Here is a 23458-nt window from a genome sequence, read left to right as displayed (position 1 = left end):
AGGGCAGGCTTCAGGTCGCGCTCAGGCGGTCGCGCGTGCGCCTGGCCACGTTCGTTGTCCACGGGAACGCGCTCCGGTATTGCTGGATGAACTGCTCGATCTCGCCGCGCTGCCGCAGCGACAGGCCGATCATGTCCAGCCCTTCGATAAACATGCGGCGGTGCCGTGCCGACAGCTCGAAGGCGTAGTCGCCGGAGGGCGTGCGCACGCGCATCGCCTCGACATCGATGCTGATGGTGTTGGCCGCGTCCGCATCCACGTCGTTCATCAACGGCCCGATCACCTCGCGTGGCAGCATCACCAGCAGCAGCCGGTTGTTCATCGCGTTCGAATAGAAGATCTCGCCGAAGCTCGGCGCAATCACGGCGCGGATGCCGAATTGCTGCAGGCCCCAGACGGCGTGCTCGCGGCTGGAGCCGCAGCCGAAGTTGGCGCCGCTCACCAGGATGCTGGCGCCGGCGTACTCGGGCCGGTTCAGCACGAAGCCAGGGCGCGGCGCGCCGCTGGCGTCGAAGCGGTGGTCGTAGAGAATGCCCTCGGCCAGCCCCGACTTGTCGATCCCGCGCAGGAACTGCTTGGGGATGATCTGGTCGGTATCGAGGTTCTCGAAGCGGATGGCGGCGCCTTTGCCGGCGATGCAGGTGGGTTCAGGCATGGGTGATCTCCAGCTTGCGGACGTCGGTGATGACGCCGGTGACGGCGGCCGCAGCGGCCATGGCCGGGCTCATCAGGTGGGTGATGGCACCGCGCCCCTGCCGGCCCTCGAAATTGCGGTTGGTGGTGGAAGCGCAGCGCACGCCGTCGGCGAGCACGTCGTCGTTCATGGCCAGGCACATCGAGCAGCCCGGTTGTCGCCATTCAAAGCCGGCGGCGGTGAGGACTTCGGCCAGGCCCTCGCGCTCGGCCTGGGCCTTGACCGCGCCCGACCCGGGCACCACCATGGCCCTGACCCCCGCGGCCACCTTGCGGCCGCGCACCACGCTGGCCACCGCGCGCAGGTCCTCGATGCGGCCGTTGGTGCAGGAGCCGATGAAGACGTGCTGGATCGGCGTGCCTGCCAGCGCGGCGCCCGGTTGCAGGTGCGTGTACGCCAGCGCGCGCTCGACCGAGCGCTGCTCGGCCTCGTCGAGCTGGTCTTCCGGGAACGGGATCTGGCCGGAAACCGGCAGTACCTGGTCCGGGCTGGTGCCCCAGGTGACGTAGGGCTCGATCTCGCTTGCGTCGAACACGAAGTCCATGTCGAACACGGCGTCCGCATCGCTTTGGAGAGTCGCCCAGTAGCTGAGCGCGGCGTCGCGCTGCGGGCCTTCGATATCCACGGCGCGGCGCAGCACATAGTCCGTGGCGACCGCGTCCGGCGCGATCAGCGCGCCGCGCGCCGCGGCCTCCACAGTCATATTGCACAGCGTGAAGCGGGCCTCGATGCTCAGGTCGCGGATCGCCGATCCGCAGTACTCCACCACATAGCCGCGTGCACCTTGCGCGCCGATCGCGCCGATGATCCTGAGGATCAGGTCCTTGGCGGTGGTCCCGGCGGGCAGCTTGCCGTCCACGCGGATGCGCATGGTCCTGGCCATCCGGTAGACCAGCGTCTGGGTGGCCAGCACATGCTCGACCTCGGAGGTGCCGATGCCGAAGCCGAGCGCGCCGAGCGCACCGTAGGTGGTGGTATGGCTGTCGCCGCAGATCACCACCATGCCCGACCGGATCATGCCGTGCTCGGGCGCGATCACATGCTCGATGCCCTGCAGCGTGTCGTTGGTGTCGAACAGCGGGATCGCGTGCCGCTCGCAGTTGGCACGCAGGTTGGTGGCCTGCAGCGCCGAGGCCGGATCCGCGATCACGCGGATCGCGGTGGGGTGCGTCGGGATGATATGGCTGACCACCGAGACGTTCTGTCCGGGCACCAGCACGCCGCGGTCCTGTTCATGCAGCCCGGCGAAGGCCTGCGGGCTGGTGTACTCGTTCATCAGGTGCAGGTCGCAGTACAACAGCACATTGTCGTCGTCGAGCCTGGCCACGGTATGGGAGTCGACCAGCTTCTGGTATAGCGTCTTGGGGGTCATGGCAACTGCCTTGTCTGTCGTTATTCCGCGGTGATGCCGCGCTGCCTGATCAGGTTGGCCCACACGGGCATCTCCTTTTCCAGGCGCTGGCGCGCGGCCTCGGGCGTGGTCGGGGTGGGCTCGAAGCCTTCCTTGAGCATGCGCTCACGGGTTGCCTGCGCGGCCAGCGCGGTGTTCAGCGCCGCGTTCAGCTTGTCGATCACGGGCCTGGGCGTGCCGGCGGGGGCAAACACCATGAACCAGGTCTCGAAGGCATAGCCGGGCAGGCTCGCCTCGGCCGCGGTCGGCACATTGGGCAACTGCGGCGCGCGCTTGCTGCCGGTGACGGCGAGCGCCTTGAGCTTGCCGCCCTGCACATGCTGCTGCGCGGCCGAGATCACCGGGAAGCTCATGTCGACCTGGCCCGCGATGGTGTCGACCAGGGCCGGGCCGCCGCCGCGGTACGGCACGTGGACGATGGAGACGTTGGCCACCGACTTGAACAGCTCGGCCGACATATGGAAGGTGCTGCCGTTGCCCGCGGACCCGTAGGTCAGCTTGCCCGGCGTGGCCCTGGCAGCGGCGATCAGTTCCTGCAGGTTCCTGGCGGGCACGTTGTTGTTGACCACCAGCACGTGCTGCGAACTGGCGACCATGCCGATCGGGGCCAGGTCCTTCAGCGTGTCATACGGCATGCGCGGGAACAGACCCGGGTTGATGGCCAGGGACACCGTCTGCAGGCCGATGGTGTAGCCGTCGGCGGCGGCCTTGGCCACGGCATCGACGCCGATATTGCCGCCGGCGCCGGCACGGTTCTCGACCACGATGGTGCCGCCCAGGCTCTTCGACCAGGCATCCGAGACCAGGCGGGCGGCGATGTCGGCACTGCCGCCCGGGGCGTACGGCACGACCAGACGCACCGGGCGCTGGGGATAGGACTGCGCCGCGGCCGTGCCGATCGACGCGGCACACAGCAGCAAGGCCGTGAGGTGGGCAACTTTCATGGGTGTCTCCTGGTTTAGGAATCGTTATGGAAACCATCGTATCATTCACCTATGGGCACATAATTTAAACTCAGTTACTTCTTTGTTTCCTGGTATTCACCAATGGATAACCTCTCGGACGTCGCGTTCTTTGCGTGCATCAACAAGCAGGGCAGCCTGACCGGCGCCGCGCAGGAGCTTGGCGTGACGCCGCCCGCCGTCAGCAAGCGGCTGGCGGGGCTGGAGGCACGGCTGCGCGTCCGGTTGCTGCACCGGACCACGCGCCGCATCAGCCTGACGCCGGAAGGGGAGAGCTATCTGGTGGAGGGAGCGCGGATCCTCGCGGAGATGGAGGCGCTGGAGCGATCGATCGCGGGCACCGGCAGCACCCCGCACGGCTTGCTGAAGATCGGCGCCACGCTCGGCTTCGGACGGCGGCATATCGCGCCGGCGCTGTCGGGGTTCTCGCGCCGCTGTCCGAATATCGAGGTCCAGCTCTACCTGACCGACCGGCCCCTGAACCTGGTCGAGCAGGGCCTGGACGCCATGATCCACTTTGGCGAGATGCCGGACGTGCGCCTGACGGCGCGCCTGCTGGCCAACAACCGCCGCCTGCTCTGTGCCGCGCCGTCCTACCTGGAAGCGCGGGGCGAGCCATCGAGCCCGCGCGAGCTGGCGCGGCACAACTGCATCTTCATCCGCGAAGCCGACGAGACCTTCGGCACCTGGCACCTGCGCCATGGCGCGCAGCAGGAGACCATCAAGGTCCGCGGCACCATGAGCACCAATGACGGGGAATCGGCGCTGGCCTGGGCGCTCGATGGCCAGGGCCTGATCGTGCGCTCCGAGTGGGATGTTGCGGAGCCCCTGCGCAGCGGCGCCCTGCGCCGGGTGCTGCCCCAATGGCAGTTCGCGCCCGCGGATATCCATCTGGTGTTCCCGGCGCGCAACCATCGCCCGGACAAGGTGCGGGCGCTGGTGGACTTCCTGCTGGAACACTTTGCCAGCCACCGTGCCTCCGGCGCGGGCAGCTCGGACAGCAGCTGGTAGCCATCTGGCGGCGATCCTGCGCGGCACCGGAGCCGCGCCACCCGATACTGGGGGGCGATTCCGGCGCCGCTAGCGTCCATCATGACCGGCAATATTAGAAGCCCGACGGACACACGCATGGAAACAGCCCCCACGCCCCAACCCGGACGCACGCTGCGTCACACCCGCCAGATCGAATGCCGCGGCTATCTGCGCGACGATGGCCTCTATGACATCGAGGCCGATATGGATGATATTTCCGCCGACGCCACCGAACTGCCCTTTGTCAGCGTGCCCGACGGGGGCTTCATTCACCAGATGCGCCTGTGCATGACGATCGGCGCGGACCTGGTGATCCGGCGCTTCGAGGCCCGCACCGAGACCGGACCGACGCCATACTGCGCGGAGATCAACGCCGCCTATCGGCAGCTCGAGGGCCTGCGCATCGGCGGCGGCTTCCGACAGCAGGCCAGGGCGCGCCTGGGGGGCGCCAAGGGCTGTACCCACCTGACCGAGCTGCTGGGGCCGCTGGCCACCACCGCGATGCAGACCATCATGTCGGTCCAGCGCGAACAGTCGCCGTGGCATGCCAAGCTGGCGGGAGACGAGCCCGTACCCCGGCCCTGGATACTGGACACCTGCCACGCCTACCGCAACGACGGCGAGGCTGTGAACGTCATCTGGCCGTTGCACCGTCGCGCGAGCGACTGAACGCGGCGGCCGCGGTCGCCGCCCCCGCCTTGTCCTTCATGGCGAGGATGAAGCCCCCCACCTGTGCAATGTCGTCAAGGGCCATGCAAGGCAGCACCGTATCCATGCGCGCGTCGGTGGCCAGCGCGACGATCGAAGGATCGCCCGGGTAGTAGGGCGCGCGCCCGTGCGCCGGCCGGTAGACCTCGATGCGCGGAATCGCCTCGCGCCGGAAGCCTTCCACCAGCGTGATATCGGCCGGCCGCAGGCGCGCCACCTGCTCGGCCAGCGTCGGCTCGGCCTCGTCGGCCAGTTCGCGCACGATGGCGAAGCGATAGGGCGATGCCACCATCACCTCGGCCGCGCCGGCGGCGCGAAAGCGCGCGCTGTCCTTGCCCGGCGGCTCCAGTTCGAGCGGATGATGGCTGTGCTTGATCACGTTGACGGTCAGGCCCTGTGCGCGGAACCACGGCAGCAGTGCCGTGATCAGCGTGGTCTTGCCGCTGCCGGAGGTGCCGGTAATGCCAAGGATGAAGGGATGCATGGGGTCAGGGTTCGCAGGGTTCGCGGAGTTCAGTTTGGGCGGGCAGCGGGCACACCAGCGGCAGGAAGCTGTCGGCACGCTGCGAATAGGCCAGCAGCGCGCCGGCCTGCAGGTCGAAATACCAGCCGTGCAGCGTCAGCGTGCCGGCCTCCAGTGCGCGCCGCACGAACGGGAAAGTCTGCAGGTTGCGCAGCGACACCAGGATCGCCGCCTGTTCGCAGGCGCGCTGGCGCTCGGCGGCGCTGGCCGCGGCCAGGGCTTCCTCCACCTGCCTGCGCGCCGGTGCCGCGATGCGCACCCAGGCGCCGATGTAGTCGGGGTCTTCGCTTTCGTCGGGCGCATGGTCGCCGGCGTCGGCCGGCTGCGCCAGCAAGGCGCGGATGCCGCCGCAGCCGCCGTGGCCCATCACGATGATGCGGGCCACGCGCAGCTGCTGCACGGCAAACTGGATCGCCGCGCATACGCCGTGCAGGCTGCCTTCATGGCGGCCGGTGCACGGTGGCACCAGGTTGCCGATATTGCGCACGGTAAAGAGCTCGCCCGGATCGCAGCCCAGCAGCAGGCCAGGATCGACGCGTGAATCGCTGCAGCCGATCAGCAGCGTGGGCGGGCGCTGGCCGGTGCGCAGCGTGTCGAACAGCCCGGGCTCGTCGTCGAAATAGCGTTGCTGGAAGCGTTCGAAACCTTTGAGCAGTTGTTCGATGTGATGCATGGCGGCATCCAGGCGCTACTGCACCAGCGGGCTGTCGGCGCCCTCCAGCTCGATGCCTTCGATGCGCGCGCGCCCGATCAGCAGGCTGGCGTACTGCTTCCAGGCTCGGTCGCGCGCGGCACTGGCCAGGGCGCGGGCAATGTCGCCGCGCACCGCATCGAAGGGCAGGCGCGTGCCGGGGCAGCGTTCCAGTACGCGCACGATATGCAGGCCATAACGGGTTTCAAGCAAATGCGGCAGCACGCCGTCCTGCTGCGCCGCGAACAGCGCGCGCTCGAATTCCGGCGCGGTCTCGCCGCGGAACACGCGGCCAAGGCGGCCGCCGTTGGCGCCGCTCGGGCAGTTGGACAGCGCGCGGGCGTGCTCGGGAAAGGTGGAAGGATCGCCGCGCACCAGTGCCAGCGTCTGCGCGGCGATCTCGCGCAGCGCGTCCAGCGGCACGCGCGGCGTGACCTGGAACAGGATATGGTCGGCCTCGACCCATTCGCCGTCGCGAAAGCGCTCGGGGCGGCTGTCGTAGTGGCGGCGGCAGCTGGCTTCGTCGGGCTCGGGGATGCCGGCCTCGCGTTCCAGCAGGGCCAGCGCCAGGGCGTCGTCATCCAGTCCTTCGGCGGCAAGGCCGATGCGGTCGGCTTCGGTGCGCACCAGTTGGCGCAGGATGGCCGAGATGGTGGCCAGCCGCGCCGGGTTGGCGGCATCGTGATGGTGGTCCAGCTCGCGTTCGATATCGGCGTCGCGCAGTTCCACGCCGTTGACGGTGACAGGCATGCTGTTTCTCCTTGTCGGGTGGCGGCGCTCAGCGGCTGCGCACCAGTTGCCAGGCGCGGCCGAGATAGCCGACCGAGGCGAAGCCGCTCCACACATGCACCAGCCGCGTGAACGGGAAGATCGCGAACAGCGTGATGCCCATGAACAGGTGCGCCTTGAACAGCAGCGGCGCATCGGCGATATAGCTGGCGGCGTCGCCGCGCAGCGTGACGAGGTGCTGGGCCCAGGTCATCAGTTGCACCATCATGTGGCCGTCCATGTGGCTGGCGGATTCGAAGATGGTGGACAGGCCCAGCAGCAGCGTCACCAGCAGCCACAGCAGCAGCACCTTGTCGCCGGTGCGGGTCACGGCCGACACGCGAGCGTTGGTCAGGCGGCGGTGCAGCAGGATCAGCAGTCCGGCCAGGCACATGGTGCCCATCACGCCGCCCGCGGCCATTGCCACGGCCTGCTTGAAGCCGTGCGCGACACCCAGCGCATCCCACACCGCCACCGGCGTCAGCAGGCCGACCAGGTGGCCGAAGAACAGGCCGAGGATGCCGACGTGGAACAGGATGTTGCCGGTGCGCAGGTTGCCGCGGTACAGCACCTGCGAGCTGTCGGTCTTCCAGGTGTATTGCTCGCGCTCGAAGCGGGCCAGGCTGCCGAACAGGAAGATGGCGGCAGCGATGTACGGATAGATGCCGTAGAGGAATTGGTGGAGGGTTGCCATGGTGTTTGCTCTGTAGCTGCCTTTGAGGCAGGTTCGGTCGTCTCAATTGCCAACTGTGTTCCCCTCTCCCCTCAGCGGGAGAGGGGTAGGGGAGAGGGGTGGTTTAAGCACCGGCGCTTCGTGGAAGCTCCTGCCCTCTCCCCCGCCCCTCTCCCGCAAGCGGGAGAGGGGAGAACACCGCGGGTCCGCATGAGGAGTCAGCAGGCAGCCGGCATTGGCGCCCTGACACGCGGATCGCGCGGATAGAACTTCACCGCCTGCGGCCCGCCTTGCGGCGCCAGCAACGGCTCCACGCCATCAGCCCCCGGCCCGAAGGTCTCCAGCGCTTCATCCATATCCCGCACCGGCGGCTCCTGCTGCGGTTGCGGCTGCACGTCGGTCAGCGTGCGCAGCACCGCGAACACGCCGGCGTACGGGCTTTCGTTGCGCGCCAGGCGCTCGCCGATCGCGGCCAGCACGTGGATCGCGTCGCCCAGCAATTGCTCGGCGCGCGCTTCCTTGCCGTCGGCCACCAGCGCGCCGAGGAACTCCAGGAACAGCGGCACGTAGTCGGGCAGCTCGGACGCGGCGGGTTCAAAGCCTTCGCGCCGGTACTCGTCGATCAGGTCGACCATGGCCTGGCCGCGGTCGCGGCTTTCGCCGTGCACGTGCTCGAACAGGTGCAGCGAGTGCGCCGGGTTGCGGTCGAAGGTGGCGACGTAGTTCTCCTGCAGCGCGATCAGCGACTCGCTGCGCAGCAGGCCGGTCACGGGGGCCAGCAGCGCGCGCGCCTGCGGCCATTCGGCCAGCGCGGCGTCGATCTCGGGCAGGGCGTCGAGCAGTTCCTGCTCGGGATAGCCGAGCAGGGCGCTGAGGATGGGATAGAGGGGCATGTTGTTCTCCGTGCGGTTCGTGGCAGGCATCAGCTCATCACTGCCTTCTTGCGCGACTTGGGCATGTCGGCGAAGTGGACGCTGCCCTGTGGCTTCTTGCCGAACAGCGAGCCGTCCGAGGCGCCGCCCGAGCAGCCGTTGCCGAAGGTGAAGCCGCAGCTGGCCTTGTCGTTGAAGCTGTCCTCGACCATCTCCTTGTGCGAGGACGGGATCACGAAGCGGTCCTCGTAGTTGGCGATGGCCATGGTCTGGTACATGTCCTCGACCTGCGCGGGCGTCAGGCCCACCTGCTCCAGCACCCCCAGGTCCTGCACGCCGTCCACCACCTGCGAGCGCTTGTAGGCGCGCATCGCCAGCATGCGGTCCAGCGCGGACAGTACCGGCATCACGTCGCCCGCGGTCAGCAGGTTGGCCAGGTACTTCACCGGGATGCGCAGGCTCTTCACGTCCGGGATCACGCCGTTCATGCCCATGTGGCCGGCCTCGGCCGCGGACTGGATCGGCGACAGCGGCGGGACATACCAGACCATCGGCAGGGTGCGGTACTCCGGGTGCAGCGGGAAGGCGATCTTCCACTCGCATGCCATCTTGTAGACCGGCGACTTGCGCGCGGCATCGAGCCAGGTTTGCGGGATGCCCTGGCGCAGCGCCTCGGCCTGCACCGCCGGGTCGTGCGGATCGAGGAAGACGTCGAGCTGCGACTGGTACAGGTCGCGCTCATCGGCCACCGACGCCGCCTGCTCGATGCGGTCGGCGTCGTACAGCATCACGCCGAGGTAGCGGATGCGGCCGACGCAGGTCTCGGAGCAGACCGTGGGCTGGCCGGCCTCGATGCGCGGATAGCAGAACAGGCACTTCTCGGCCTTGCCGCTCTGCCAGTTGAAGTAGATCTTCTTGTACGGGCAGCCCGAGATGCACATGCGCCAGCCGCGGCACTTGTCCTGGTCGACCAGCACGATGCCGTCGTCCTCGCGCTTGTAGATCGAGCCCGACGGGCACGAGGCCACGCAGGCCGGGTTCAGGCAGTGCTCGCACAGGCGCGGCAGGTACATCATGAAGGTGTTCTCGAAGGTCGAGTACATCTCCTTCTGCACGTCGTCGAAGAGCTTGTCGCGACCGCGCGAGCTGAACTCGCCGCCGAGGTCGTCTTCCCAGTTCGGGCCCCACTCGATCTTCTCCATCTTGCGGCCCGTCAGCACCGAGACCGGGCGCGCGGTGGGCGGGGTCTGCACCAGCGGCGCCTTCTGCAGGTGCTCGTAGTCGTAGGTGAAGGGCTCGTAGTACTCGTCGATCTGCGGCAGGTTGGGGTTGGCGAACAGGTTCGCCAGGATCTTCAGCTTGCCGCCCTGGCGCGGCTCCAGCGTGCCGTCGGCGTTGCGCTTCCAGCCACCCTGCCACTTGTCCTGGTTCTCCCATTCCTTGGGGTAGCCGATGCCGGGCTTGGTCTCGACGTTGTTGAACCACGCGTACTCGACACCGTCGCGGCTGGTCCAGACGTTCTTGCAGGTCACGGAGCAGGTATGGCAGCCGATGCACTTGTCGAGGTTCAGCACCATGGCCACCTGGGCACGGATCTTCATTGCGAGGCTCCTTCCTTAGTCTTTTCCACGAGCGGCCCTTCCAGCCAGTCGACCCTCTTCATCTTGCGCAGGATCACGAACTCGTCGCGGTTGCTGCCCACGGTGCCGTAGTAGTTGAAGCCGTAGGCCAGCTGCGCGTAGCCGCCGATCATGTGAGTGGGCTTGGTCACGGCGCGCGTGACCGAGTTATGGATGCCGCCGCGCATGCCGCTGGTCTCGGCGCCGGGCACGTTCACGATTTTTTCCTGGGCGTGGTACATCAGACACATGCCCTTGGGCACGCGCTGCGACACCACCACGCGGGCGGTCAGCGTGCCGTTGACGTTGAACACTTCCACCCAATCGTTGTCGCGGATGCCGTTTGCCTTGGCCTCGGTTTCCGAGATCCACACGTGCGGGCCGCCGCGCGACAGCGTCAGCATGCGCAGGTTGTCCGAGTAGGTGGAGTGGATGCCCCACTTCTGGTGCGGCGTGATCCAGTTCAGCACCAGCTCCGGGTTGCCGTTGGGCTTCTTGCCCAGCATCGGCGCCACCGTCTTGGTGTCGATGGCCGGCTTGTACACGCACGCGCCTTCGCCGAAGTCCAGCATCCAGCGGTGGTCCTGCCAGAACTGCTGGCGGCCGGTCAGCGTGCGCCAGGGGATCAGCTCGTGCACGTTGGTGTAGCCGGCGTTGTAGCTGACCTCTTCCGATTCCAGGCCCGACCAGGTCGGCGCGGAGATGATCTTGCGCGGCTGCGCCTGCACGTCGCGGAAGCGGATCTTGTCGTGCTCGCGGCCTTCGGCCAGGTGGGTGTGGTCGCGGCCGGTGATCTTCGACAGCGCTTCCCATGCCTTGACGGCGACATGGCCGTTGGTCTCGGGCGCGAAGGTCAGGATCATCTCGGCGGCATCGATCGCGCTCTCCAGCCGCGGGCGGCCCTGGCTGACGCCGGGCTCCTTGACGGTGTGGCTGAGCTGGCCGATCTCCTTGACTTCATGCTGGGTGTTCCAGTTGATGCCCTTGCCGCCATTGCCGAGCTTGTCCAGCAGCGGCCCGATCGAGGTGAATTTCTTGTAGATGTCGGCGTAGTTGCGTTCGACCACGGTCATCGACGGCGCGGTCTTGCCGGGGACCAGGTCGCACTCGCCGGCCTTCCAGTCCTTCGGTTCGAACGGCTGGCCGAGTTCGCCCGGGGTGTCGTGCAGCAGCGGCGTGCACACCAGGTCCTTGCGCGTGCCGAGATAGGGCCCGGCGATCTCGCTGAATTTCTTCGCGATGGCCTTGTAGATCTCCCAGTCGGTCTTGCTTTCCCACAGCGGCTGCACGGCTTCGGACAGCGGGTGGATGAACGGGTGCATGTCGGAGGTGTTGAGGTCGTCCTTCTCGTACCAGGTGGCGGTGGGCAGCACGATGTCGCCGTACAGGCAGGTGGTGCTCATGCGGAAATCCAGCACAGTCAGCAGGTCCAGCTTGCCTTCGGCGGCCGGGCGCACGTTGACTTCGCTTGGCTTGATCGCGTCGTTCTCGTCGCCGAACACGGCGTTCTGCGTGCCCAGCAGGTACTTCAGGAAGTACTCATGCCCCTTGCCCGAGCTGCCCAGGATGTTGGAGCGCCACACGAACATATTGCGCGGGAAGTTGGCCGGGTTGTCGGGATCGTCGCAGGCGAACTGCAGCTTGCCGGACTTCAGTTGCTCGACCGTGTAGGCGACCGGGTCCTGTCCGGCGCGCTCGGCCGCATCGACCACGTCGAGCGGATTGGTGCCCAGTTGCGGGGCCGACGGCAGCCAGCCCATCCGTTCGGACTTCGCGTTCAGGTCCAGCAGCGACAGGCCGTCATAGCGCTTGCGGTCGGCAGTCGGCGACAGGATCTCGTCGACGGCCAGCTTCTCGTGGCGCCACTGGCTGGTGTGGTTGTAGAAGAACGAAGTACCGTTCATCTGGCGCGGCGGGCGCGACCAGTCCAGGCCGAAGGCGAGCGGGGCCCAGCCGAACTGCGGGCGCAGCTTTTCCTGGCCGACGTAGTGGGCCCAGCCGCCGCCGCTCTTGCCGATGCAGCCGCACATCATCAGCAGGTTGATGATGCCGCGGTAGATCATGTCGTTGTGGTACCAGTGGTTGAGCGCGGCACCAACGATGACCATGCTCTTGCCTTGCGTGCGGTCGGCGTTGTCGGCGAATTCGCGCGCAACCTGCGTCACCAGGCGGGCCGGGACGGAGGTGTGCTTTTCCTGCCAGGCGGGGGTGTAGGGCACGTCATCGTCGTACGAGGCGGCGACGTTCGGCCCGCCGAGTCCCTGATCCACGCCGTAGTTGGCCATCTGCAGGTCATACACGGTCGCCACCAGCGCAGTGCTGCCATCGGCCAGCGTCAGCCGGCGTGCCGGCACGCGGCGGCGCAGCAGTTCATCGTGTTCGCGGCCGAAGTAGGGGAAGCCCACTTCCACCACCTCGTCTTCCTTGCCGAGCAGCGACAGGCGCGGCTCGACCGGGCGGCCGCTGCCGCCGTCCTTCATCTCCAGGTTCCAGCGGCCGACCTTCTCGCCGCCGTTGTGGGCGCCTTCGCCCCAGCGGAAGCCGATCGAGCCGTTGGGCGCGACGATCTCGCCGGTGGCGTCGTCGACCAGCAGGGTCTTCCACTCGGGATGGTTGGCTTCGCCGAGGTTATCGGCCAGGTGCGAGGCGCGCAGGAAGTGGTCGGGCACCAGCGTGCCCTGGTTGTCACGCAGCAGCACCAGCATCGGCATGTCGGTGTACTGCTTCACGTAATCGCGGAAGTAGGCGGACTTGCCGCTGGCGTGGAATTCCTTCAGCACGACGTGGCCCATGGCCATCGCCAGTGCGGCGTCGGTGCCTTGCTTCGGCGCCAGCCAGATGTCGCCGAACTTGACCATCTCGCCGAAGTCGGATGACACCGCCACGGTCTTGGTGCCCTTGTAGCGGACCTCGGTGTAGAAGTGCGCGTCGGGCGTGCGGGTCTGCGGCACGTTCGAGCCCCACACCATCAGGTAGGTGGAGTTGTACCAGTCGGCCGATTCCGGCACGTCGGTCTGCTCCCCCCACACTTGCGGGCTGGCCGGCGGCAGGTCGCAGTACCAGTCGTAGAACGACAGGCAGGCGCCGCCGAGCAGGCTCAGGTAGCGTGCGCCGGCGGCATACGACACCATCGACATGGCCGGGATCGGCGAGAAGCCGATCACGCGGTCCGGGCCGAATTTCTTCACGGTAAAGGCGTTGGCCGCGGCGATGATCTCGGTGGCGGTGTTCCAGTCGGCGCGCACGAAGCCGCCCTGGCCGCGCACGCTCTTGTAGCGCGCGGCCTTCTTCGGATCCTGGCTGATCGATTCCCACGCGGCGATCGGGTCCATGGTCTTGCGGGCCTCGCGCCACATCTCCATCAGGCGGCCGCGGATCATCGGGTACTTGACGCGCTGCGCGGAGTAGACGTACCAGCTGTACGAGGCCCCGCGCGGGCAGCCGCGCGGCTCATGGTTGGGCAGGTCCGGGCGCGTGCGCGGGTAGTCGGTCTGCTGGGTTTCCCACGTGATCAGGCCATTCTTCACGTAGACCTTCCACGAGCAGGAGCCGGTGCAGTTCACGCCGTGGGTCGAGCGCACGATCTTGTCGTGCTGCCAGCGGCTGCGATAGCCGTCTTCCCACTTGCGGTCTTCGTTCACCACCGCGCCGTGGCCATCCGCATAGGTGGACTTGACGCGCGACATGAACTTCAGTCGATCCAGGAAATGACTCATTGCTTTGTTCTCCGCGAGTGCTTTGCTGCGGGCGCTCCGGTGGTTTCAGGAGCTTTGCAGGGACACTCTCAGCTTATGGGGGAGGCGGGCGGCAGCCAATTCGCTGGTGGAACAGCCGCCGCATGGCGATCGGGCTAGGCGCCGGGCACGGGACTAGTTCGGAAGAACTAGCCCGGCCGGCGGGACTGGTGACAGGGTCAGCAGGGCATGGGCGCGTTGCGGCGCGCGTAGTGCCACCAAGTCACCAGCACGCAGCTGAGGTAGAAGGCGATAAAGCAATACAGCGCGGCGTCGGCGGCGCCGGTCAACTCCAGCGAGGTGCCGAAGCTCTTGGGGATAAAGAAGCCGCCGTAGGCGCCGATCGCACCGGAGAAGCCCAGCACCGCGGCGGATTCCTTGCCGGCGTCCTGCAATGCCTGCTTCTGTGCCGCGTCGCCCTTGCCCGCGGCAGCGCGCTGGCGCTCGGTCAGGAAGATCACCGGAATCATGCGGAAGGTCGAACCGTTGCCGATGCCGGTCAGCGCGAACAACGCGATAAAGGCGGCCAGGAAGAATGTGAAGTTGCCGCCGGCGCCGTCATGCGGCAGCGCCGCCAGCACCGCGAACACCGCGGCGATCATGCCGACGAAGGTCCACAGCGTGACCCGCGCGCCGCCCAGCTTGTCGGAGATCCAGCCACCCACGGGACGCGTCAGCGCGCCTACCAGCGGCCCCAGGAAGGCATAAGCGGTGGGATTGACGCCGGGGAACTGCGACTTGGTCAGCAGCGCCAGCCCCGCCGAGAAGCCGATGAACGAACCGAAGGTGCCCACGTACAGCCAGCACATCAGCCAGTTGTGCTTGCGCTTGAAGATCACCGCCTGCTCGGCAAACGATGCCTTGGCATCCGCGATGTCATGCATGCCGAACCACGCCGCCAGTGCCGACACGATGATGAACGGCACCCAGACAAAGCCCGCGTTCTGCAGCCACAGGTCATGCGTGGCGCCGTTGGCCGTGTACTGCTGCGGCTCGCCGCCGAGCGCGCCGAACACTGCGATCGACACCACCAGCGGCGTGACGAACTGCACCACCGACACGCCGAGGTTGCCGATGCCCGCGTTCAGCCCGGTGGCCAGCCCCTTCTTCGCCTTGGGGAAGAAGAAGCTGATATTGGCCATTGAGGAGCTGAAGTTGGCGCCGCCCAGCCCGCACAGCAGCGCCAGCACCAGCAGCGTCGGATAGCCGGTGGACGGGTCGCGCAGCGCGAAGCCCATGCCCAGCGCCGGGATCAGCAGCAGTGCGGTGGAGATCGCGGTGAAGCGCCGCCCGCCGAACACCGGCACCAGGAACGAATAGAAGATGCGCAGCGTGGCGCCGGACAGCGCCGGCAGCGCGGTCAGCCAGAACAGCTGGTTCTTGGTGAACTGGAAGCCGGCGCGGTCGAGGTTGACCGCGACCACGCTCCACAGCATCCAGACCACGAAGGCCAGCATCAGCGCCGGGATCGAGATCCACAGGTTGCGGTAGGCGATGCGCTCGCCCTGGCTTTTCCAGAAGACCTTATTCTCGGGCTCCCAGCGGGTCAGTACGGAAGAGGACATGACAGTGTGCCTTGGTTGTTGTGCGTAACAGGGGCCGTCGCTCAGGCGGCCTGCGTGAGGCCGACGGCCTGTGCCTTGCGCTGGCGTTCAGCGCGCTGGCTGTAGTGCATCCACACCAGGCTCACGCACACGGTGCCGTACATCAGCATGAAGCAGCTGCTGCGCACGCCGGTCAGGTCGGCCAGCATGCCGAACAGCACCGGCAGCACGAAGCCGCCCAGCCCGCCAGCCAAGCCGACCACACCGGAAACCGCGCCGATGTTGTGCGTGAAGTCGTTGGAGATGAACTTGAATACCGAGGCCTTGCCGATGGCAAAGGCGATGCCGACCACGAACAGCAGGAAGGTGAAGACCGTGGGCGTCAGCGCGATGCGAAAACCCTGCGGGCCGCTGGTGGTCTGGACGATGAAATCGGTCTGCGGGTAGCTCAGCAGGAAGAAGCCGACCCAGCTCACCCACATCACCCACCAGGTGGTGCGGTGCGCGCCGTAGCGGTCGGAGATCCAGCCGCCGATGGCGCGCAGCACGCCGCCGGGCAGCGAGAAGCACGCGGCCAGGAAGGCGGCGGTCTTGATGTCGAAGCCGTATTCGCCGATGTAGTACTTGGTCATCCACAGCGACAGGCCGACATAGCCGCCGAACACCACCGAGTAGTACTGCGAGTAGCGCCACACGCGCGGGTCGCGCATCACGGCGAGCTGCTCGCGCCAGCCGACGCTGGACTTGACCAGGTGCGCCGGGTTGCTGCGCGAGAACACCCAGAACAGCAGCGCTGTGACCAGCATCGCCACCGAATACACGCGCGGCACCACGGTCCAGGTGCCGGCGGCCAGGATCATCGCCGGCGCGACGAACTTGGTCAGCGCCGCGCCCGAGTTGCCGGCGCCGAAGATGCCCATCGCCAGGCCCTGGCGCGAGCGCGGGAACCAGCGCGCCACATACGGCGTGCCGACCGAGAACGAGCCGCCCGCCAGGCCGACGAACAAGCCCAGCACCAGCAGCTGCCACAGCGTGTGCGCATACGAGATCAGCCAGATCGGGATCACGGTGGCCAGCATCAGCACGAAGAAGACGATGCGCCCGCCGTAGCGGTCGGTCCAGATGCCCAGCGGCACCCGGATCAGCGAGCCGCTGAGGACCGGCGTGGCGGCCAGCAGGCCGAATTCAGTGTCGCTCAGGCCAAGCTCCTGCTTGAGCGGGATGCCGAGGACCGCGAACAGCATCCAGACGGCAAAGCAGATGGTGAAGGCGAAAGTGCTGGACGCCAGCGTGATTGCGGCGCCGGGCGCAATGGGCTCCGGCGCGCGTGGGTGGGTGGCCATGGCCATGCTCCTGTGTCAACTTTGGCGGGGGTGATGCCAGAGTAGGGGCCGCCACTGGTGCTGCCTATTCGCCGGCCGTACAGCGCACGCGGGCGCGCAGCCTGCCTTTGGAGGTAGTTCTACCGGCGGAGGTCGCCGGCGCGGCGGCGGTGCTATCGTGCAGTCAGCGTGAATGGCATCCGTTTGCGCACCTGCGGCAGACCGTGCGCCGGATCAAGAAGCCGGCGCGCGCCGCACCACCCGATTCCCGTAGCCAGCCATGGACACCATTCCCATTCTTCCCGCGCGGCGCTCGCCACCGCCTGGCAAGGCGCCCGCCGGACCGCCGCCGCGCGGCTTTGCCTTGTTTGCACTGGGCTTCCGGCCGTTCTACCTGGGCGGGGCGGTGTTCGCCGCGCTGGCCATCGCGGCGTGGTCGGCGATGCTGGCGGGCGCCGCCGCAGTCGGCCCGGCGCCGGTGATGCCGGCGATGTTCTGGCACGCGCACGAGATGGTGTTCGGCTTTGCCGCGGCCATCGTGGTGGGCTTCCTGTTCACCGCGGGGCGGGCCTGGACCGGCCAGCCGACGCCCACTGGCGCCGCGCTTGCCGCGCTGTTCCTGCTGTGGCTGGCCGGGCGCGTGGGCATGTGGGTGGCGCCGGGAACGGCGGCCTTCGTGATCGAGGGCGCGTTCCTGCCGCTGGCCGCGCTGGCCTTCACGCGCACGCTGGCCCGCGCCGGCAACCGCCGCAACTATCCGCTGGCCCTGGCGCTGTGGCTGCTGGGCGCGGCCGATGTCGCCAGCCTGTGGCTGCAGGCGCGCGGCCATGACGCCGGTGCGATGCTGGCCTGCCGCGCGGGCGTGGCGCTGGTCACGCTGTTCGTGGTGGTGATCGGCGGGCGCGTCATCCCGATGTTCACGACCAACGCGATCCCGGGGTTCCGCCTGCGGCAATACCGGCAGGTGGAGCGCATGGTGGTGCCGGCCGCGGTGCTGGGACTGGCTGCGGGGGTGCTGCCCTTGCCGGTCTGGCTGGCGGTGGCGCTGTCATTGCTGGCCGCGGCGGTGCTGGCCGTGCGCGTGGCTGGCTGGCGCAGCCATGCGGTAGGCAACCGGCCGATCCTGTGGGTGCTGCACCTGGCCTATGCGTGGCTGCCGGTGGCGCTGCTGCTGCAGGCGCTGGGTGCGCTGGGGCTGGTGATGGCGGGGCTGGCGACGCATGCCTTCACTGTCGGCGTGCTTGGCGTGGCGATCATCGCCATGATCACGCGCACCGCACTGGGTCACACCGGCCGCATGCTGGTGGCCGGCCGCGCGGAAACCGCGGCGTACTGGCTGGTGGCCACGGCGGCGGTGTTGCGGGTGTTCGGGCCGATGGCCTGGCCGGGTGGCTACCTGCACTGGGTGTGGGGAGCCGGGGCGTGCTGGGTGACCGGGTTCGGCCTCTATGCGCTGGCGTATGCGCCGCGCCTGATTCGGCGGCGGGTCGATGGCAAGCCCGGCTGAGTGAGTGGAGTAGTCTGATTTCTGCGTCTTGCCCTACAGGCCGCTGTGGCGCCATGAAAGAATGGCCGCCATGTCGAAACGTCTCGCATCGCAGCGCAATGCCATGCCCGGCGCTGCCGAATATGCTGCTTGGCTGGGCCGTCTCAAGGAAGAAGTCCACCGTACTCGCCTTGCCGCGTCGCTTTCAGTAAACCGCGAACTGATCCTGCTCTACTGGAGGCTTGGGCGTTCGATTCTCCCGCAGCAGACAGCAGCAGGCTGGGGGACAAAGGTGATCGACAGGCTTGCGGGCGATTTGCGTCAATCGTTCCCCGAGATGGCTGGTTTTTCATCGCGAAGCCTGAAATACATTCGGACGTTCGCTGCAGCTTGGCCAGACGAGGCAATAGTGCAACAGGTTGTTGCACTATTGCCTCGACTACATTGTGCGAATGACGGAAACGCTGCCCGAAGATTTGCACGGGGCGCTGCCAACGTTAGAACAGCTGGAATCCTCGCCGGAGGATGAATGAGCATTACCGCGCGGGCGCCAACCAACGGGCCGATGACATGACGCTGCGACTTGTGGTCTAAGTTCCGCGAAACGTCAAATCGATTCCGGAATCGGCGCTACTTTCGCTGACCCCAGTTCCAGCCGCACACTGAATAGCGCCACCCCCAGCGCAGCCATCGGCGCCAGTGCCGCAACCCACGGCAATGCCGCCAGACCCGGTCCGTGATCGACCACCACGCCGCCCATCCACGCACCCAGGCCGTTGCCCAGGTTGAATGCCGCGATATTGAAGCTCGAGGCCAGGTTCTGTCCCGCGCCCTGGGCGTGGCGCAGCACGCGCAGCTGCAGCGGCGAGACCGTGGCAAAGGCTGCGATGCCAAGGATGCCGACGAAGGCCACCACCAGCACCTGGCTGTGGATGGCCAGCGTCATCGCCGCCAGCACCAGCGTCAGCGTGGTCAGCGTGGCCAGCACCGCGCGCGTCGGGGTGCGGTCGGCAAAGCGGCCGCCGAGCACGTTGCCAAGGATCATGCCGGCGCCGAACAGCAGCAGGATCGGTGACACCGCCGCTTCGCCAAAGCCGGACACGCGCGTCAGCAGCGGCTGCACGTAGGTGATCACGGCAAAGATGCCCATCGACTGCAGCACCGTCATCAACAGGCCCAGCAGCACCTGCGGGCGGCCGATGGTGGCCAGTTCGTCGCGCAGGGCCACGGGGGCGCCGTGGTCCTGGCTCTTCTGCACCAGCAGCGCGATCACCGCCAGCGACAGCAGCCCGATCACGGTCATCGCCCAGAAGGTCGAGCGCCAGCCCAGGTGCAGGCCCAGCCAGGCGCCGGCGGGCATGCCCAGCAGCGTGGCCAGCGTCAGGCCGGAGAACATCACCGAGATCGCGGAGGCGCGGCGGTCCTCCGGCACCAGCCCGGTGGCCACCACCGCGCCGACGCCGAAGAAGGTGCCATGCGTGAGCGAGGTCAGCACGCGCGCGATCATCAGCGTGGTGTAGTCGGGCGCCAGCGCGCAGGCGGCATTGCCGACGGTGTAGATCACCATCAGCGCCAGCAGCACGGCCTTGCGCGGCATGCGCCGCGTCAGCAGGGTCAGCACCGGCGCGCCGGCGAAGACGCCCAGCGCGTAGCCGGACACCAGCATGCCGGCGGCGGCGATGGTCACCCGCAGGTCGGCGGCAACCTGAAGCAGCAGGCCCATGATCACGAATTCGGCGCAGCCGATGCCGAAGGAACCGGCGGTGAGCGCGTAGAGCGCAACCGGCAGCCGGCCGCGGGCGGATGCAGCGCCGGGTGTGGAGTTGGTGGAGACTGGGGGGGCCATGTTCGGGGGATGCGTCGGCAAAAGGAAGGAAGCCCGCAGTCTGTGCCTTTCCGTCTTCAGTAAAAACCGGCATGATCCATAATCAGTTTCAATGGAATCTTGAAAATCATGGACCGGATCGGCGATATCGGCCTGTTCCTGCGCGTGCTCGACCTGGGTTCGATCAGCGCCGCGGCACGCAGCCTGGACCTGTCGGTGGCGGTGGCCAGCCAGCGGCTGCAGCGGCTGGAGCGTGAACTGGGCGTGCGCCTGCTGCATCGCACCACGCGGCGGCTGCACGCCACCCCGGAAGGCGTGGTGCTGGCCGAGCAGGGGCGTGCGCTGGTGGACGACCTGGAAGCGCTGGGCACCTCGTTGCGGCAGGCCGGCACCGGGGTATCGGGCACGCTGCGGGTGACCACGTCGTCCTCGTTCGGGCGGCTCTATATCTCGCCGCTGTTGCCGGAATTCCTGGCGCTGCATCCCGGCCTGACGCTCAGCGTCAACCTGACCGACAACGTGCTGGACCTGGTCAGCGCGGGTTTCGACCTGGCCATCCGCATCGGTGTGCTGGACGATTCGACGCTGGTCGCGCGGCGGCTGGCCAACAACCGGCGGCTGCTGTGTGCCGCGCCGGACTACCTGCGCCGGCGCGGCACGCCGCGCACCCCGCAGGACCTGGCGCGGCACGATTGCCTGGTGCTGGTGGGCAGCCAGGGCCGGCAGGATGTCTGGCGCCTGGGCGACGGCGCCGGCGGGGAGATTGCCGTGCGCGTGCGCGGCCGGATCGAGGCCAATACCGGCGAGCTGTTGTCCGATGCGGCGCTGGCGGGCTTTGGCATCGCCCTGCATTCCACCTGGCATGTCTGCGCCGACCTGCGCGCCGGGCGGCTGGTGCAGGTGCTGCCCGATTACCCGCTCGCCGACACCGGCATCTACGCCGTGATGCCGCAGCGGCGGCTGGTGCCCCCGCGCGTGCGCGCCTTTGTCGATTTCCTGGCCGGGCGCTTCGGCGACACCCCGCCGTGGGAGCAACCCCACGGCGGGTGAGCCGGCCTGCCCTACGCGGGTGGAGGCGCCGCCGCGCGCCGGTAGTCGCCCGGGGTCATGCCGGTCCAGCGGCGGAAGGCGCGGAAGAACGAGTTGGCATCGTCAAAGCCGAGCCGGAACGCGATTTCTCCGAGCGACATCGCGCCTCCGGCCAGGTAGCCGCCAGCCAGCTCGCGGCGCGCCTCTTCACACAGCGTGCGGAAACTCGTGCCCGCCGCCATCAGCCGGCGCTGCAGCGTGCGCTCGCTGATGTCCAGGTGGCGTGCCACCGCGGCCAGGCTGAGGGCGCGGTCGCCGGCCAGCGCCTGCAGGGCCGCGCGCACGTCGTCCAGCGACGCGGACGCCGGCCGCGCTTCGCGCGCGGCATGGCCCGCGCCCGCGCCGGCCGGTCCGCTGCGCACGCGGGCAGCCAGGCGCAAGGCCAGGTCGCGGCGGCCGAACACGATGGCGTCTTCGGGCTCGCCAAAGCGCACCGGGCAGTCGAATGCCTCGGTATAGCGCAGGTGCCAGTCCGGCTGGCCGATGCGCAGCGACACCCGCAGCGGATGCAGCGGCTTGCGCGTGAACTGGCGCCCGAAGGCCAGCAGCGAGCACAGCTCCATGTCGATGCGCGGTCGGGTGTCGGGCGCCTCGGGATCGCTCGGGCGGATACAGACCCAGGCTTCGTCGCCCTGGCGGCGCAGTTCGATGCGGTCGCCGGCGAGCAGCTTCTGGTAGCGCGCGATGCGCCGCAGCGCGGTGCCCAGCGACGGCCCGGCCATGGCCGTCAGGCCCGCCAGCCCGAGCAGGTCGGTCTGCATCCGGCTGCCCAGCCACAGGCCGATGGTTGGATCGCCGGTGGCACGGTAGACCGCGCAGAGCACGTGGCAGGCCTGTTGCGGGCCGGCCGCCGGCATGGCGGGCCTGAGGTCGCTGGGGTCGGAGTCGGTGTCGGATTCCGGGGCAGGCGCGAGTCCCGATACGTCGTAGCCGCCGTCACGCAGTGCGTGCAGCAGGTCACGAGGCAACGGCCCGGCCTGGATAGGCTCTTGTTGTGTCATTGTCATTATCTGGCTGGCAAGTTGGCGCAAGTGCGCCAGTGCAGCCCCCGGTAACACTGAGATTACGCGGTGCCGGTGCCCCCTTCAAGGGAGTGCGGGGGGATGAAGTGTGGCCTGGGCAGCGCAACGGCGTGCTGGCGGCGGGGGTGCCGCACCGTTGCCGGGTTCCGGGGCGCCTGCAACCCGTTGCCTAAAATTTGGGCGCTCCGGTGGGTTGCCGCACAGACCGGGGCTTTCGGGGAATGTAGGGCCAGGATATCCACAGATTCTGTGGATATCACACGCAGGTTTTCAACATGGGTTTATGCGGCTGCCGCCAAGCGCCGGATGCAGGTATGCTGGTTGGTTTGAGGGCGCGGCGTGTTGCCTGGCCGCGCCGTCATCGTGCGGCATCCCTGCCGGATTTGCCGCCATCGTGCCGCCAACGTCCGCTGTTGGCCCAATCGTTCTACCTGCCCGCCGCCATGCGCCATGACCGGTCGTCCGCAGTCCTGCCTCGTCTTGCCTTGTTGCCGATGCTTGCCGCCGCCGTGGCGCTGTCCGGCTGCGTGGCGCAATACCGGGTGCCTGCCGGCGCCCCGGCCGCCAGCGTGCGGCTGCTGACCAGCACCGACGACAACACTTCGTTCACCGTGGTCGATCCGGCCAAATGCCCGGTGCCCGCGCGGCCGCTGGTGCTGGCGGGAACCGGCAGGCAGTTGTCTGCGATGGGTCGGGACCGGAGCCTGGACATGGCCGGGCGCTCGCCCGAGCCGCCGGCGCGCACGCGCGAGCGGCTGGTGGAGGCGGGCCGGCGCATCTACGTGGCGGTGACCTCGGCCGCGGCGCCGCCGCTGCCCGAGCTGCGTTGCGCGGCGGGCGTGTCATTCGTGCCGGTTGCCGGCGGCCAGTATGAGATCCGCTACCAGCGGGACGAAACCGCGAGCCAGTGCTCGGCGCAGGTATTGCGCATGCAGCCGCTGGCCGGTGGCGGCGCGCGCCTGACGGCGGAGCCGACCCAGCAGGGCTTCAGGGCGCTGCGCAAGGAGTATGTCTGCCAGGCGCAGTGACGCGCCCGGCAGGCCGATGGCACCATCGATTGAAGCGGGCGCGTGAGACGGGCGCGCGCTGGCCGCGCTGGCGGCTTACTGCTCGATCAGGAAACGCTCCGGGCGCTTGCCCAACCATGCCGGCGCGCGGCCGCGGCCCGACCAGGTCTTGCCGGTCTTGGGGTCCATGTACTTCGGCGGCAAGGCGGATGCGGGCTTCTTGGCACTCGAACCAGCCGGGCGGCCACGCTTGCGGCGCGGCAGGATGTCTTCGGCGGTCAGGCCGTATTCAGTCATCAGGTCCCGGATTTTGTCGATCACGCCGGCGACTTCCGTCGCACGCACTTCATTCAGCTTGGCTTCCAGCGCTTCCTTCTCAGCCAGGAGTTGCTTGTATGTCGCCATTTATATCCCCTTTCTGCAAATAGGCCGCTGCATGGTACTAGAAGTGTGGTGTCGGTTCACCTAAAAAAATT

General features: G+C 68.0%; 21 protein-coding genes. 6 read left to right on the top strand and 15 right to left on the bottom strand.

What is annotated here, in order from left to right:
* Positions 1-10 precede the first annotated feature (10 nt).
* The 3 genes from leuD to AC3WQZ_RS17240 are packed head-to-tail and all read right to left on the bottom strand — an operon-like array spanning position 11 to position 3049.
* Entirely contained in the window at positions 11-655 is a 645-nt protein-coding gene (gene leuD / locus AC3WQZ_RS17250) for a 3-isopropylmalate dehydratase small subunit (RefSeq protein WP_010810860.1), read from the bottom strand.
* A complete protein-coding gene (leuC, locus tag AC3WQZ_RS17245; RefSeq protein WP_492300926.1) occupies positions 648-2066 on the bottom strand; it encodes a 3-isopropylmalate dehydratase large subunit in 1419 nt (472 codons plus the stop codon). Before leuC ends, leuD begins: the two co-directional genes overlap by 8 nt.
* Before the next feature lie 20 nt (positions 2067-2086).
* Entirely contained in the window at positions 2087-3049 is a 963-nt protein-coding gene (locus AC3WQZ_RS17240) for a tripartite tricarboxylate transporter substrate binding protein (protein WP_492300925.1), read from the bottom strand.
* 102 nt (positions 3050-3151) lie between these two features.
* On the opposite strand from AC3WQZ_RS17240, the gene AC3WQZ_RS17235 reads away from it, so the two are divergent.
* Together AC3WQZ_RS17235 and AC3WQZ_RS17230 are read left to right on the top strand one after the other, a co-directional pair.
* Positions 3152-4078 carry a LysR family transcriptional regulator gene (locus tag AC3WQZ_RS17235; RefSeq protein ID WP_010810863.1) on the top strand — a complete coding sequence of 309 codons (927 nt, stop codon included), beginning with the start codon at positions 3152-3154 and terminating at the stop codon, positions 4076-4078.
* 117 nt (positions 4079-4195) lie between these two features.
* Positions 4196-4768 (top strand): DUF2889 domain-containing protein, encoded by a 573-nt coding sequence (locus tag AC3WQZ_RS17230; protein WP_011617751.1) that lies wholly within the window; start codon positions 4196-4198, stop codon positions 4766-4768.
* Here AC3WQZ_RS17230 and mobB read toward each other — a convergent pair.
* The 9 genes from mobB to AC3WQZ_RS17185 all read right to left on the bottom strand — a co-directional run bounded on the left by mobB (position 4734) and on the right by AC3WQZ_RS17185 (position 16574).
* The gene (gene mobB, locus AC3WQZ_RS17225; protein WP_492300924.1) at positions 4734-5291 is read right to left on the bottom strand and encodes a molybdopterin-guanine dinucleotide biosynthesis protein B; all 558 of its coding nucleotides are present in this window, start codon (positions 5289-5291) and stop codon (positions 4734-4736) included. The genes AC3WQZ_RS17230 and mobB overlap by 35 nt on opposite strands.
* Before the next feature lie 4 nt (positions 5292-5295).
* Entirely contained in the window at positions 5296-6003 is a 708-nt protein-coding gene (locus tag AC3WQZ_RS17220) for a carbonic anhydrase (protein WP_010810866.1), read from the bottom strand.
* Between the two features lie 15 nt (positions 6004-6018).
* Complete coding sequence (locus tag AC3WQZ_RS17215) at positions 6019-6771, bottom strand: peptidylprolyl isomerase (RefSeq protein ID WP_010810867.1); 753 nt, start codon at positions 6769-6771, stop codon at positions 6019-6021.
* A 28-nt stretch (positions 6772-6799) separates the two neighbouring features.
* Positions 6800-7483: a respiratory nitrate reductase subunit gamma gene (gene narI, locus AC3WQZ_RS17210; RefSeq protein WP_010810868.1), complete on the bottom strand. Its 684-nt coding sequence runs from the start codon at positions 7481-7483 to the stop codon at positions 6800-6802.
* A 197-nt stretch (positions 7484-7680) separates the two neighbouring features.
* On the bottom strand, positions 7681-8355 hold the full coding sequence (gene narJ, locus AC3WQZ_RS17205; protein ID WP_492300922.1) for a nitrate reductase molybdenum cofactor assembly chaperone: 675 nt from the start codon (positions 8353-8355) through the stop codon (positions 7681-7683).
* 29 nt (positions 8356-8384) lie between these two features.
* Positions 8385-9935, bottom strand: a complete 1551-nt coding sequence (gene narH, locus AC3WQZ_RS17200) for a nitrate reductase subunit beta (RefSeq protein ID WP_010810870.1) — start codon at positions 9933-9935, stop codon at positions 8385-8387.
* On the bottom strand, positions 9932-13669 hold the full coding sequence (locus AC3WQZ_RS17195) for a nitrate reductase subunit alpha (RefSeq protein WP_439669387.1): 3738 nt from the start codon (positions 13667-13669) through the stop codon (positions 9932-9934). The genes narH and AC3WQZ_RS17195 overlap by 4 nt, the downstream gene beginning before the upstream one ends.
* A 197-nt stretch (positions 13670-13866) precedes the next feature.
* Positions 13867-15252 (bottom strand): NarK family nitrate/nitrite MFS transporter, encoded by a 1386-nt coding sequence (locus AC3WQZ_RS17190; protein ID WP_010810872.1) that lies wholly within the window; start codon positions 15250-15252, stop codon positions 13867-13869.
* A gap of 41 nt (positions 15253-15293) precedes the next feature.
* Positions 15294-16574 carry an MFS transporter gene (locus AC3WQZ_RS17185; protein WP_010810873.1) on the bottom strand — a complete coding sequence of 427 codons (1281 nt, stop codon included), beginning with the start codon at positions 16572-16574 and terminating at the stop codon, positions 15294-15296.
* Positions 16575-16833: 259 nt separating this feature from the next.
* Here AC3WQZ_RS17185 and AC3WQZ_RS17180 point away from each other — a divergent pair, with 259 nt between their 5' ends.
* Together AC3WQZ_RS17180 and AC3WQZ_RS17175 are read left to right on the top strand one after the other, a co-directional pair.
* Entirely contained in the window at positions 16834-18060 is a 1227-nt protein-coding gene (locus AC3WQZ_RS17180; RefSeq protein WP_492300921.1) for an NnrS family protein, read from the top strand.
* A gap of 70 nt (positions 18061-18130) precedes the next feature.
* Positions 18131-18568 carry a DUF1016 N-terminal domain-containing protein gene (locus AC3WQZ_RS17175; RefSeq protein ID WP_010810875.1) on the top strand — a complete coding sequence of 146 codons (438 nt, stop codon included), beginning with the start codon at positions 18131-18133 and terminating at the stop codon, positions 18566-18568.
* A 78-nt stretch (positions 18569-18646) separates the two neighbouring features.
* Here AC3WQZ_RS17175 and AC3WQZ_RS17170 read toward each other — a convergent pair whose 3' ends face one another.
* Entirely contained in the window at positions 18647-19885 is a 1239-nt protein-coding gene (locus tag AC3WQZ_RS17170) for an MFS transporter (protein ID WP_011617744.1), read from the bottom strand.
* Between the two features lie 108 nt (positions 19886-19993).
* On the opposite strand from AC3WQZ_RS17170, the gene AC3WQZ_RS17165 reads away from it, so the two are divergent.
* A complete protein-coding gene (locus tag AC3WQZ_RS17165; protein WP_492300919.1) occupies positions 19994-20914 on the top strand; it encodes a LysR family transcriptional regulator in 921 nt (306 codons plus the stop codon).
* An 11-nt stretch (positions 20915-20925) separates the two neighbouring features.
* Here AC3WQZ_RS17165 and AC3WQZ_RS17160 read toward each other — a convergent pair whose 3' ends face one another.
* A complete protein-coding gene (locus AC3WQZ_RS17160) occupies positions 20926-21954 on the bottom strand; it encodes an AraC family transcriptional regulator (RefSeq protein WP_231881463.1) in 1029 nt (342 codons plus the stop codon).
* Positions 21955-22388: 434 nt separating this feature from the next.
* Here AC3WQZ_RS17160 and AC3WQZ_RS17155 point away from each other — a divergent pair, with 434 nt between their 5' ends.
* Complete coding sequence (locus tag AC3WQZ_RS17155; RefSeq protein ID WP_231881462.1) at positions 22389-23003, top strand: hypothetical protein; 615 nt, start codon at positions 22389-22391, stop codon at positions 23001-23003.
* 75 nt (positions 23004-23078) lie between these two features.
* On the opposite strand, the gene AC3WQZ_RS17150 is transcribed toward AC3WQZ_RS17155, so the two are convergent.
* Positions 23079-23387, bottom strand: a complete 309-nt coding sequence (locus AC3WQZ_RS17150; RefSeq protein WP_010810880.1) for an H-NS histone family protein — start codon at positions 23385-23387, stop codon at positions 23079-23081.
* Between the last annotated feature and the right edge of the window lie 71 nt (positions 23388-23458).

Source organism: Cupriavidus sp. FW305-26 (genome assembly GCF_058787975.1).
Note: the sequence above shows the minus strand (reverse complement) of the source record. Positions and strands in the feature narration are given on the sequence as shown.